This is a genomic window from Runella rosea, from assembly GCF_003325355.1.
GTDB classification, from domain to species: domain Bacteria; phylum Bacteroidota; class Bacteroidia; order Cytophagales; family Spirosomataceae; genus Runella; species Runella rosea.
This window is the reverse complement of the sequence record NZ_CP030850.1, coordinates 3560456-3573387: the sequence shown is the minus strand read 5'-3', so window position 1 is coordinate 3573387 and position 12932 is coordinate 3560456. Positions and strand designations below refer to the sequence as shown.

Annotated in this window: 12 protein-coding genes; 3 read left to right on the top strand and 9 right to left on the bottom strand. The window is 44.1% G+C overall.

Going from position 1 to position 12932, the window contains the following annotated elements:
• Window positions 1-4 precede the first annotated feature (4 nt).
• Window positions 5-871 carry an HNH endonuclease family protein gene (locus DR864_RS14950; protein ID WP_114067736.1) on the bottom strand — a complete coding sequence of 289 codons (867 nt, stop codon included), beginning with the start codon at window positions 869-871 and terminating at the stop codon, window positions 5-7.
• A gap of 9 nt (window positions 872-880) precedes the next feature.
• The gene (locus tag DR864_RS14945) at window positions 881-2377 is read right to left on the bottom strand and encodes an AAA family ATPase (protein WP_114067735.1); all 1497 of its coding nucleotides are present in this window, start codon (window positions 2375-2377) and stop codon (window positions 881-883) included.
• 132 nt (window positions 2378-2509) lie between these two features.
• Here DR864_RS14945 and DR864_RS14940 point away from each other — a divergent pair, with 132 nt between their 5' ends.
• Both DR864_RS14940 and DR864_RS14935 read left to right on the top strand, forming a co-directional pair.
• Window positions 2510-2761, top strand: a complete 252-nt coding sequence (locus DR864_RS14940; protein ID WP_162793847.1) for a hypothetical protein — start codon at window positions 2510-2512, stop codon at window positions 2759-2761.
• Window positions 2762-2782: 21 nt separating this feature from the next.
• Window positions 2783-3049, top strand: coding sequence for a type II toxin-antitoxin system RelE/ParE family toxin (locus DR864_RS14935; RefSeq protein WP_114067733.1), 267 nt, complete (start codon window positions 2783-2785; stop codon window positions 3047-3049).
• 22 nt (window positions 3050-3071) lie between these two features.
• Here the strand turns inward: DR864_RS14935 and DR864_RS14930 are convergent, their stop codons facing one another.
• Complete coding sequence (locus DR864_RS14930; RefSeq protein ID WP_114067732.1) at window positions 3072-4355, bottom strand: sensor histidine kinase; 1284 nt, start codon at window positions 4353-4355, stop codon at window positions 3072-3074.
• 36 nt (window positions 4356-4391) lie between these two features.
• Between DR864_RS14930 and DR864_RS14925 the strand changes: the two genes are divergently transcribed.
• The gene (locus tag DR864_RS14925; RefSeq protein WP_114067731.1) at window positions 4392-5078 is read left to right on the top strand and encodes a 2'-5' RNA ligase family protein; all 687 of its coding nucleotides are present in this window, start codon (window positions 4392-4394) and stop codon (window positions 5076-5078) included.
• Window positions 5079-5105: 27 nt separating this feature from the next.
• Here the strand turns inward: DR864_RS14925 and DR864_RS14920 are convergent, their stop codons facing one another.
• From DR864_RS14920 to DR864_RS14895, 6 genes are all read right to left on the bottom strand, one after another.
• Window positions 5106-6527 carry a sigma-54-dependent transcriptional regulator gene (locus tag DR864_RS14920; protein WP_114067730.1) on the bottom strand — a complete coding sequence of 474 codons (1422 nt, stop codon included), beginning with the start codon at window positions 6525-6527 and terminating at the stop codon, window positions 5106-5108.
• 2 nt (window positions 6528-6529) lie between these two features.
• Window positions 6530-7705 carry an ABC transporter permease gene (locus DR864_RS14915; RefSeq protein ID WP_114067729.1) on the bottom strand — a complete coding sequence of 392 codons (1176 nt, stop codon included), beginning with the start codon at window positions 7703-7705 and terminating at the stop codon, window positions 6530-6532.
• Window positions 7706-7711: 6 nt separating this feature from the next.
• Window positions 7712-8962 (bottom strand): ABC transporter permease, encoded by a 1251-nt coding sequence (locus DR864_RS14910; RefSeq protein WP_114067728.1) that lies wholly within the window; start codon window positions 8960-8962, stop codon window positions 7712-7714.
• Window positions 8963-8964: 2 nt separating this feature from the next.
• Complete coding sequence (locus tag DR864_RS14905; RefSeq protein WP_114067727.1) at window positions 8965-9630, bottom strand: ABC transporter ATP-binding protein; 666 nt, start codon at window positions 9628-9630, stop codon at window positions 8965-8967.
• 3 nt (window positions 9631-9633) lie between these two features.
• On the bottom strand, window positions 9634-11142 hold the full coding sequence (locus DR864_RS14900) for a TolC family protein (protein WP_229599393.1): 1509 nt from the start codon (window positions 11140-11142) through the stop codon (window positions 9634-9636).
• Between the two features lie 176 nt (window positions 11143-11318).
• Window positions 11319-12566, bottom strand: coding sequence for an efflux RND transporter periplasmic adaptor subunit (locus tag DR864_RS14895; RefSeq protein ID WP_114067725.1), 1248 nt, complete (start codon window positions 12564-12566; stop codon window positions 11319-11321).
• Between the last annotated feature and the right edge of the window lie 366 nt (window positions 12567-12932).

Sequence of the window (12932 nt, the reverse complement as noted above, 5' to 3'; positions counted from 1 at the left end):
TAATTTATAATTGATTTTTCAGGAACAACTGAAACAACTTCTTTACAGCATCTCTTTGCAGATCGGAGGGAATACGTTCTGTAAAAAATTTATCAAACTTGGCATACATAAAATACCCAAAGCGAGAGTATTGGTTATCAGCCTTTTGAAGGGAAAAGAGTTTTTCGAAGATTCGTTTTATCCCATGACGTGCCTCATCAGCCTTAATCGTTCCGGTTGCAAGGTCTTTAAGTTCTAACTGGATTGCATCCAACAGTTCATTTAATACTTTTAATCGTTTGACAACCAATTCATTTCGATTCAGCCCGCATATTTTTATGGTTTCCAACGCCCTTGGGTTATCATTCAACGCTTCGATTCTTCCATCGGGTTTGAAAATGAAAAACTCTTCAACAGCGTCTATTTCAGGATGAAGCAGTAAGGCTTGTTCCTGCTGAAAAACCGTAGAGTTCGCCAATCGGTGGTCATCATCGGGCAAGCCTGCCGCATTAAGTGAAGGAGTAACCACTCTCGTTCCCGTTATTGGAAAATGATTGCGTTTTTTATTGTTGCATTTGGCGCAGCTCAACAGGAGATTGCTCCATTCATAGGCCACCCAATAGTAACCTTCGTGGGTGGCTTCTTTCGTGATTTTAGCTTTGGGCCGATAATGCTCTACCTGCATCGGAGCGCCTGCCGTTGTATCGGTTTCACAGTAGCCGCACTTGTGATGATAGAGTTCCTCAAGTGCCTTTAATGTACCGTCACGATAGACTTTCGATTTAAAATCATGCTTGTTTTTCTCGGTCAAAGATAACGTAATCAACGCGGTACGCTCGGCAGTATCCAAGGTGGCAGGAACAACGGTAAAATCTTTTTTGACGCTAATCATACACAACGACTAATTGGCTTTGGGTTCAAACAATTCATCGGGAAACTGACGATTACTTTTTTCAAATTCAGCCAAATAATCTTCCACTTCGTCGTTATGTTTCATTTCTTCAAATGTATCCTCAGTTCGGGTTTTGGTGAGGTCGTCGTTTTCAACCGAAAGCACATCGTCCATGTCAAAAATCCCCGACGTCAATATCAGATTGGGGGTGAGGTATTTAAGGTCAATGTCCACGCGCTCTATCTTCACGCCTTCCTCTTTGGTGCGCGTTACTTTCAGCACGACCGAATTGTGTGGCGCACCCAGCAGCGGAATAGGACTGTGGGTGGAAACAATAAACTGTACTTTGGGAAAAACACCCGAAAACAACTGCGGAATCTGTTTTTGGAGTTTAGGGTGCCAATGCAAATCCAACTCATCAATGAGGACAATTCCTTTCAATTGAGCAGGGTCTTTGATGGTAGGCTGAGCATTTGAAAGCCGCACAATCATATCACCGGCCAACCCAATGATAGCCCGAAATCCCGACGCTAATTTTTGATAAGGCAAAGGTTCGTAGGTTTCCGTACCGTCAATAATGTCTTTTTCAAGGTATTCGATTTGGCTGGTTGATTCGTTCAACCGCATATCCGACAGGTAAGGAATCAGTTTCAAAAAGGCTTTTTTTACCAATTCAAAGCGCTTTTTGTCTTTTTGCAGAAGCCAATCCTTCAATTTTGCTTCAATGTTGAGCAATGCTCCGTCAGAATTGAAAAGACTGTAGGTCACTGAACTTTTACGAGCCTCATCACTCAAAGTAGCATCAGCTTGAAGATTGAGGCGCGATGGCCCATAAGCGGCCAAATGTGTAAGTGGGTGTGGATTCCTCCAACAATCATTGAAAAAGTTTTCTTTGTCGCTCTTATACTGCACCCGTATTCTAATATACTGATTCTGAACAACTTCGTAACTCCCATCTTTGCTACCATGAAGTCCCAACAGAATTGACTGTAAAACAGTGGATTTTCCAAACCCATTTTCTCCCACCAAAAATACCCACTGCGTATCTACAGGCAAGTTCTCAATGGTAGCATGTTTAATTCCTTGAAAATTTTCTACTGAGAGTCTTTGAAGGCAATAAGGAAGGATCTTATCTTTTTCTTCAAAAATATCTTCTTCGGGTTGGAGAGAGTTTTCAATCGGGAAGAGTGAACCTATATCAATATCATCATACTCTTTAACATAAGAAAGCCAATTGTCTATATGTGGTATCGCACTACCTTCAAAATTAAATCTACTAACGTCTCCTGTTGGTGACGCTGGATAAACTTCTGCTGATAACGTAATGCTATTATTTTGATTCTTCCAGCTTAGATTAAAAAAGAAATCAGAATATTTTCTGGACCTTATTAAAAGAAAATAGGTTTCGTTAGAAATAACTTCCAATTCAATTTGTGAAGACTTTATTCTTTCTTCTATCTCTTTTAAATATCGTAAAAGCTGCAATGGCAATTTTTGCTTATCCATGCCTTCAATAGGGTTTGCGTTTGTTCAAAGTTAGGAAGAAATACGGAATCTATGCCAAGTGCCTGTTTCGAGAAGTTGAGGAAAGCACAAAAATGCCTTATCTTTGTTATGCAGGAAAAACGTTTGGTCATTATGGACATTCAAGCACATAAATTGGCCTTTTTGTCGGAATATCTTCGTGTCAACGACGAAGAGGTTCTGCTCAAGCTTACGTCTCTTTTACGACGTGAACGCCAAAAACGCGCCAAAAACTATTTACAACTCATGACTCCCAAACAGCTATCCGATAAACTTGACAAAGCGGAAACGGACAGTAAAGAAGGCCGAGTAATGAGCCAACAGGAAGTGGAGGAGTTTTTTAAGAAAAAACGCGCCGTTCAATGAATCCTCAAGTCATTTGGACGAATGCCGCTTTTTGACGATCTGCTTGAAATTGAAGAGTTTATTGGCCAGCCCAAAGCCGATAGGGTCATTGAAAATATCATGGAAAGAGCGCGTCAATTGGCACAATTTCCCGATTCCAGCTCTATTCAGGAAATGCCCTCACATCGACGCAGCTACCGATTTGTGGTCGAAGGAAATTACAAGATAATCTACAGTTTCGAGCATAATGTGGTTCAGATATGCGCTGTATTTGACACGCGACGCGACCCTAAAAACTTAAAATTGTAGCAAAAAGCAATCTCTTCACGCCTCAAAACCGCACCCGAAACACCGTCTTTCCTTCTTGCTCGGTGTGGAGTGAAAGCCCGAACCCGTGGTTGACCAGAATCTCCCGAATGAGCGTAAGACCGACGCCCTGCCCGTTGCGTTTGGTGGAGAAAAAAGGGCTGAATAACTGCTCTTCAATACCTTTCGGGATACCTTTTCCAGTATCTATGACCAGCAGTTGAGGCGGCTGATGAGTTGTTTCAAATGCAATGGTCCCGTCATTTTCAATGGACTCAATGGCATTTTTGATGACATTGATGAGTACTTGTTCCATCTGTGATACGTCGGCTGCAATCATCACATCATTGTCACTGAAATTAAATTCAAAACGAATCTGTTGGCGTTTGGCCACCGACGACATCAGGCTCGCCGTTTTCATTACTAAAGCGCTGATGTTCAGTGGCTCTTTGTGCGGAATGGGCAAGCGCACCACGTCGGCAAAACGCCGCATAAATTGGTTGAGGTTTTCGTTGCGGTCGCGGGCTACTTGCAGGGCTTGGGTTACGTCGGGTTGGTTTTGTTCCAACGAAAGGGTCGTATCCAAAATCGAATTTACGGCTCCGACCGAGTTATTAACTTCGTGCGCCATCATCCGAATCACTTTGCCGTACGCGTTCTTTTCGGCAGCCAGAATTTCGGTCGTCAGTTCTTCGAGCATGATAAAATAACGTGGAAAACCCCGATCCATAAAATGCGCCTTTTGGCATTTATAAGTCTCTAACCCGTTGAAATTTATCGTCCGTGACTCCCCCGTTTTTAAGTGACTCAAGGCCTGCAAAACAGGATGCTGAATCGACGACAGCGCACGGTGTAGCACGGCGTCGGCCTGAATGCTCAGCATGGCTTGCGCTTTAGGATTGATGGCGGTGATATTTTCGTCAAAATCCATCATTAAGATTCCTGTGGGTGAGGTGTGAATCAGTTTTTCAAGAAAAAAATGCTGTTCTTCTTGCCGTGTGCGCTCGGTACGCAACTGGTCAATCATCTGATTGTAAATTTCAATGAGTCGGTCCATTTCGTACTTACCCGTTTTCAGAAATTTAACGTTAAAATCACGGTCTTTGATGGCTTCTACGCCCGTCATGAGTAAATTGAGCGGCTGAATCATTTCGTTGTACAATTGCCACGCAATGAACAACGAAAGCAGAATAAACACCTCAGAAGCAATGAAAAAAAGTGGCTCTTTTTTGAAAATATACAACGATAATCCCACCGCCACCAAGTGAATAATGATGATGAAAGAAATGAATTTGGTGCTTAGTTTCATATATTTAGCCATGCGTTACAACACAAAACCCAATGAATGGATTTAGAACAACATTATCATCAGTTATGGACGCGTTCGGTTCAGCAGTTTGAGTCAGGGCATTTTGAATATGACACCATGATTGACGCGCCCGTGGATTCCCGCCGGGGCATTACGCTACTGGCGCGACCGCCACTAACGGTCAGAACAGCCATTGAAGCCATGCTCAGCAACCTCAAAGCATCAGAACCTGAGCAATATTACTATCCAATCACGGATATTCATCTGACCATTTTGTCAATTATTTCTTGTTACGAAAATTTTAGCCTTTCCCTTATTGATACGACCCAGTACGCGGCATTGGTTCAGGAAGTGATAAATGGCCAAAAATCGTTTAAAATACAGTTTAGGGGCATTACGGCTTCGCCGAGTTGTTTACTTATCCAAGGTTTTCCGTTAGACAATGCATTGAAAAAAATACGCAATGGACTGCGTCAACGCTTTCAGAACTCTGGGTTGCAACATTCCATCGATAAACGCTACGCCATTCAAACGGCCCATTCGACGGTGGTTCGTTTCAGAAAACCCTTTATTCATCCGGATGATTTCCTTCAAAAAGCAAAAACCTACAGAGAGGTAAATTTCGGGATGTTTGACGTAAACGAATTAGAGCTTGTGTTTAATGATTGGTATCAAAAAACGGGGACTACGACAGTGCTGGAACGATTTCGTTTAGGAGAATAAATCAATACTCGACAATCGAAACTACCCTCATTCTTCATCAAACGGAATGCTGTACTTTTCCAACCGCCGATACAACGCTGAGCGCGTCAGGCCCAAGGCTTTGGCTACGCGGGCCACTTTGCCCCGGTGAAATTCCATCGCGCGTCGAATCATCTGGATTTCCATTTCTTCGAGCGTCATGCTGCCTACGTCAGGAAGGTGGGATTTTGGAGATATGAGGTCGGAAGGTCGAGATGGGGGCTGATAATTTTGCTCAAAATCGGCCACTTCTAGTATGTCATTGTTGCTGACCAAAATCGTCCGTTCGACTAGGTTTTTGAGTTGGCGAATATTGCCTGGCAAGTTGAGTTGTTTGAGCCATTTCAGCGCGTCGCGGCTTACTTCTAAGTGCGGGCGGCTGTAGATACTACGTAGGTTATTGACAAAAAAATCAACCAACAGCGGAATGTCATCTGGACGCTGGCGCAAAGAAGGCAACTGGATTGTAATGAGGTTGATACGGTACAGCAAGTCCTCTCGAAACGTGCCTTTAGCCACCATTTCTTCCAGATTCCGATTGGTAGCGCACACTACGCGCACGTCCAGCGTTTTGGTCTTACTACTGCCCAATATTTCGAAGGTTCGGTCCTGCAATACACGCAGCAATTTCACCTGACTGCTCAAATCCAGTTCGCCGATTTCATCCAAAAAAATGGTGCCGCGATTGGCCAATTCAAAGCGGCCCGTGCGGTCGTAGCGCGCGTCGGTAAACGCCCCGCGAATGTGCCCAAACATTTCAGACTCAAACAAACTGGTTGAAATCCCGCCCAAATTCACTTTGACAAACGGGCGCTTGGCGCGTTGGCTGTTTTGGTGAACGGCTTCGGCAATAAGCTCCTTTCCCGTGCCGCTCTCGCCCATAATCAATACAGAAGCATCGGTCGCGGCTATCCGACCTATGGTGCCCAATATTTGTAACATAGATTCTGACTGCCCTATGATTTGCCCAAAATCATACTGTCGGTCCAATTGACGACGACTTATCGACTGATTGGCCGCCTTTACTCCTGAATTTTTCTCTTTAGGTGCTGGGTCATTTGCCTCACGCAACGCCAACGCAGTCCGGACCGACTGCATCAGATGCGTATTTTGCCAAGGCTTACTGATAAAATCAGCCGCCCCGATTTTCATTCCTTTGACGGCCAAATCAATCGTGGCCCAACCCGTAATGAGAATCACGGGTACGTGCGCATCCTGTTGCCTGATTTGAGCGAGCAGATTCAATCCATCATCTCCAGAGGTGTCATTAGAAAAATTCATGTCGAGCAACACCAACTCAATCACATTCTCAGTCAAATGGGTGAGGGCTTCTTCGGGCGTTTCGGCTGTTGCAACATCGAACTTCTCTTTTCGCATCAAGAGCGAAAGAGAAGTTCGAACGGCAATATCATCATCAACGATTAAAATCATACTTATTCTTCGTGCAAAACGGTTGCTGGCTGCATCACAGAAGCCTGACGACTAGGATAAAAAGCGCAAATGCTGACTAACACATAGACCGAAATGACGGCCATTAAAATTCCCAACAAATATACTCCAGCCTCTACATCAAACACATTCAGCAAGGGAAATTGAACCGCAAAAAAGACCCCTAAAATAAGCCCAAAAGTAGCAATAACGGCAGTTTCGCCAATAAAATGCCACAAAATAGCGCCCTGCGTAGCTCCCATGGCGCGGCGTACGCCGATTTCTTGCTTGCGCCGGCTGATGGTTTGAAATAACACCCCAAACAGCCCCAAGGCGACGTTGAACACCAAGAAACTGCACACAATCAATAAAATCAGGACGGGCACGAGTACGAGGTTATTGCGGTTGGATTTCATGTTGTTCATCTGCTGAATTTCGATTGACCAATCTTTGCCCAAGCGCGCCACTTCCTTCGAGATTTGGGCTTCCAATTCTGCCCCGCTACCTTCTTGTACCTTCATTACCATTGTATCATCCCATCGATCAGAGGGCTGAAATATGCAGCTGGAAAGCTTCTGAAAATCATCTTTGTGTTTAAAATAATCCACCACACCGACTACTTTCATTTTGGGGTCGTTTGAACTGGCCCCGTCACCGTTGCCCAACGTTTTCCCTATCGCGCTTTCATTGCCAAACAGTTCTTCCTTCAAGCGACGCGTAATGACGATAGGACGATAATTGCCCGCCTTATCTGTCTCATTAAACCAACGCCCTTCAGAAATCTTCATATTCATCACCTTCGGAAAATCAGGCTCAACTCTCATGATTTCGCTCATCGTGGTCTTTTTGTTGTACTCTACATTATTGTTCATAGAACTGAAGGTAAACGGGGCGTTAGAACTTGTGAAAGCAAAGCTATGCACCGCCCGATAGCGCGTCAATTGCTGCCGAACCAACTCTTTATATTCAGCTTTGATTGTGTCGTTGGGGGCATTAAAGTTGAAAAAAGCGACCCAAACATTGTCGGTTTCGAGGCCCGAAGGCTGGGCGTAGTTTCGGTAGTTATAGATACCGAGCGTCCAGACGGCGAACAAAATAAGAAAGGAAAAAAATATCTCGAACATCATCAAAGAGTTCATCTTTTTCCGTTTCCAGATGAGTTTAAATAAGTGTTTTAACATGGCTTTTTAATTTTTAAGGGCTTCCACAACTTGTAATTTTGACATCCGCCAGGCAGGGTAAACCCCCGATAAAAGCCCGAACAGCAAGCTGACAAAAATCGCAATGGAGAAAACTTTCCAGTTGAAACTCAAATCAATATAGGCGATTAAGTTGCTGTTGTTTAGATAGTAAATAACTCCAAGCGACAGAAAAACCGCAATCACTCCACCAATGAGCGTCAGAATAATATTCTCAATCACAAACTGCATCACCAAGGTTTTGGACGAGGCCCCGAAAGCCTTCCGAATGCCAATCTCTGAAGCCCGCTCCATGATACGACTCATATTGATGTTGACCAAGTTGATGGCGGGCAAAGACATGAATAACAAGGCGATTCCGAGCACAATGGTAAAAAAATACCCTAGGCCATCACTTTCGCCATCGCCCTTAAACTGACGGGTAAAACTGGTGATGTAAGAATCGGCAGAAACATACAGTTTATCGGGCCTAAACCACTTATCGCCCGTTTCCGTCACTTTTATTTTTGAAGCTACAACGTTGAATTCGGTCTGTATTTTAGGAATATCCGAAGGAGCATCGGGCAGGATTATTGCAGCAAAGTTGCCCCGCAATTCCACCTTTTTTAAATCAGCTTTGGAGGTATTGTACGGAAAATACAAATCTGATGAAACGTGAATCCGGGTAATGGGACAACCGCGCACTACACCAATGATGCGGTAGTTGACGTTGTCGATTTCAATCATTTTGCCCACCGCTGGCTGGCCTTTGCCCACGTATTCGTCGCGGACGTAATCGTTGATGACCACCACGTAATCGTTGTTGGCGATGTTTTGTTCGGTGTAATTTTTCCCTTCCAAAAAGTCAAAGGAAGTAACATCCCAAAAATTACTGTCGGTATGCCGATAGCGGACATTCAGCTTGTGATTATTGAGATAAATATTGATGGTACTTGGCATCGACACCGCGGCAATCTTAGCTGGTGTTTTGAGCGACCTGACATAGGTATTGATGAACGAAAAGCTGATAGGCCCTGAGCTTTGGCCTTGGTTTTTGGTATCTTTCTGCTTTATATTCCAGATATACAAAGAGCGGTCGCGATTGATTTCGGGGTAGCCGGCTGCAATCAAGTGGTCAATAAAGGCCGTAGCCACCACCAAAATAGTGAGCGTCAGACTGATGCCGAATAGGCTGATAAACGTGAAAAACTTTCGACGTTGCAGCACGGCAAGGGTGATTTTGAGGTAGTTGAGTAGCATAATTAGGAAACTTGTGAACCGTCAAACAATCTGATTAAGCGATGCGTACGTTTAGCCATGTTTTCATCGTGGGTCACCATGATGATGGTGGCTTTGTCACGTTGATTGAGCGTAGTCAAGATGTCCATGATTTCGTTGCCCATGTTGCTATCCAAATTTCCAGTAGGCTCATCGGCCAAAATAATCTGCGGCTGCCCCACAATGGCGCGTGCAATGGCCACCCGCTGTTTTTGCCCGCCCGAAAGTTGATTGGGATAATGCTTCATTCGGTTGCTGAGTCCCACTTTTTCCAGCGCTTCGCTCGCCAAGCGGCGGCGCTCGCTGCTCGAAACCTTGCGGTACAAAAGTGGCAACTCTACGTTATCTAATACGGGTAAATCATTAATCAGGTGAAAACTCTGAAAAATAAAGCCCAATGTTTGATTACGAAAATGCGCCAACTGACTGTCGGGCAAGCCATTGGTGTGTTTTCCACCAATTTCTACTTTACCCTTCGACGGTTCATCCAATAGCCCGATGATGTTGAGCAACGTACTTTTGCCGCAACCCGAAGGGCCCATAATGGAAACAAATTCTCCTTTTTCAACGCTCAAATTGATGTTATTGAGCGCAACTGTTTCTACCGTGGCTGTCCGATAGACTTTTTCGATGTTCTTTAAATGTATCATGGTTTATTTCAATTTGCTTTCTGTTTCAAAATCATACAATGTCAATTGCCGCAGCTTGTAGTAAGCCCCCCAATAGTCGCGTAGAGCATAGATATAATCACGTTTGGCTTGGTCTTTTTCGGTAAACGAAATACTTAAATCGGTGATGCTCAGATTGCCCAATACGTACCGATCTTGCGCAATTCGGTACTTTTCAGACGCAATGCTATCGGCCTGAACGGTGAGTGAAAGTTGGTCACGGAGCATTTCAAACAGCGTGACTTGCGTATAAATTTCCTGTTGAAAATTCTGTTTATCTTGCTCTACGGTGTATTGAGTCAGTTGGCGTTGGGCTTCAGCGGTTTTGGTCCGAGATTTAGAACGCCCCCAGTCCAAAATCGGAATGTCCAATTGTAATTCTACCGTTTGTTGGTCTTGGGGTTTACGATACAATTCGGGCACCGTAATGCCCCGATTTGAAAAACCCAAGGTAGCGGTGAGGGTGGCGTTGAGGCCATTATCGCCTTTGGCTTTTGCCACCGCCCGTTCAGCTTCCAGTGTTCTTCGGCCAAACGCAATCGCATCGGAACGGTTAGCAAACGCTTGCTCAATGGCCCTTTCGGATGAAAGCGTCAGTGCGGCGGGTTGGACAGGCGTTTGTAGCTCTATTTTCCCTTCTGCTTGTAGTCCTATGTACGCTTTCAAGTTCAACGAAGCCACTTCTAAATCACGTTTTGAGACCCCCACCGCCTTTCGCGCTTTGAGCAATTCGAGTTGTAATTGCAATATTTCGTTGCGCGTGTTCTTGCCCAATTCATACTTTTCATTGGCTACTTTGAGAATGTTTTGGGTATTAGTCAAATTGGTTTCGGCAATCTGCAAATTGACCTGCGCCAACAGCAAATCAAAGAATAACCCACTGGCCCGCAACGCAATCTGCTCCAGCGATTCGATGTAAGTTTGTTGACTTTCGTTGAATTTAAGTGGTTCGATTTTCTTATCCCATTTGAATGAATTGAAACGCAACAACGGCTGCAAATACCCAACGGCGAAGGGAGTGCCGTTGTAAAGGGTATTTTTTCGGTCAAAATCATCAAATCGCTGCAATTGCGAGGTGGCATAAATGCTTCCGCCCGTTGCCGCAATGCTTTGGCTCAGCGAAAGATTTAGCGACGAATTGTTATTACGGATAGGCTGAAACTGAATCGTGCCGTCGGGCTGACGTACTTCAATAAATGAACGACTAAACGCAGGTAAATTGCCGCTTAACGTTAATTGCGGTTTGTAGTTTGACAAGAAAGTGCGATATTCCCAATACTTTGTTTCTTTGGTAGTAGACGCTTGTCGGGCCGAAATAGATTGATTTTTGGCCATTTCTACCACTTCTGAAAGCGTTAGTTGGGTCGTTTGGCCATGTAGCGATATTGACAAAAACAGGCAAAAAGCACAAAATCGTAGGGGCAGGGCTTGCCTCTGCCCTGTTTGCCTCTGCCCTGTTTGCCGCTGACCGAACTGAAAAACTAAATTTCTCATGGGTCTTGGGCAATTTTTAAGGCTGAATTTGTATAAATTGATTTTATTCATGGCTGTAAATATTCTAAATCATTTCACTGTAAATTTTCGGATTCCCTCGGCAGTACAGAGACCATTCGGGACAAAGGCAATTCGGGACAAAGGCAATTCGGGCAGAGGCAAGCCCTGCCCCTACTTTATTTTATCTCCAACTCCTTAACATTCTTATACTTGCTCATGTCCGAAACGATTACACGTTCTCCAGCACGAATGCCCTCTTTAACTTCAACAAAGTCAAAATTAGCCAACCCGATTTTTACGGTTCTTCGCTCAGCTTTTCCGTCGGGACGAAGGACAAAAACATCTTGAACAGGTGTACCCGTAAACCCTGCGCCGTTGGCCACTCTTACCACTTGGTTATGAGCATCTGTCACGGGATACACTTCCACTTTCATCTTCGGACGAAGCAGTTTGTTAGCTTTATCATCAAGTTGCACGTCAAAATTGACGATATTGTTTTGAACCGAAGGCAGGATATTTGTCAGCGTACCGCGCAATTGCGTATCGTTGATGCGAACCACCACAGGCATTCCAACTCGGATAAGCTCTGCATAATTATCAGATATAGAGCCAATTACCTTAAATCCTCCCAAGTCCGCCAACCGAGCCAGTACTTCACCTTCTGCGACCTTTGAGCCGATGTTTTTATTGACGTAGGTAAGCACCCCAGCGCGATTCGCAATAATATTGGCTTGCTGGAGTTTGCGTTGGAGTTCTTGAAGGTCTTTTTCTTTGATTTGCGCGCCAATTTCAGACTCGCGAATGTCGGCCCGCATCGTTTGTTGTTTGATGCGAATATCGTTTTCAAGTTGTCGCTTTTCAAGTTGTGCAATACGAAGATTCTGCTCGGCTTGGTCGATACTTTCGCGCGTGCCGCCACCTGCTTTAAACAATCGCCTAGCATTTTCAATATCTGCACGTAGGCTACTGATTTTTAGAACCTTAATAGAATCGTTTATTTTTAAATCATAAAAACTCTTCTCCAGCTCCCAACGTAGTTTGACGATGCCATTGCGTTTGAGTTCAAGCTCATCTTTCATTTTTTCAAAATTCAACTGCGTAAACTCCTTATCCAACTCCAGAATCTTATCGCCATTTTTGACTGAAGCCCCCGCATCAAGGTAGATTTGTTGGATAACCGCCGTAATTGGACTGGTAATCACGGCTTCAAAATCAGGTTGAATCTCTCCTGAGGAAGTAAGTGTATTCTCAACATTTCCGATTTCGGCGGTTGCGAGTCGAAGGTCAATTTTGTTTACGGAATTGCTCAAGGAGGTGCGTAAGCCCCACACAGCCCCCGCGACAACAAGGGCAAATCCACCAATCCAAAGCCAACGGCGGCGGGATTGTTCTTTTTGGTTTTCTTCGGGTATATCTCTGTCCATTTTTGAAAATAAATTGGCTGTATATATGAAAAGACTTCCAAATGTGTGCCACCAAGCAATCAATTGATTATCAAATATTTATACTGTTTGTAAAAAATAAAAAGTGTTCGGTATCGAACACTTTGTCTGAAATTGGGAAGGGGTAAAAAAGACTATTTTATTCATTTTTTAATTTTACTCTAAGGTGTTTTTAAAACAAATTTAGAATTATGCAGATAAACCCTGTAATACATTCACTTTTAAAATTCTTAGTAAGTAACAATCCTCCAAACATGCCTATATTTACTCAAGAGGCGATTCCATTACAGTTTCGTCGTCACCGAAAGGCCGTTCGTCGATAAGGTGGCGGTGAGATGTTTGCAAAAC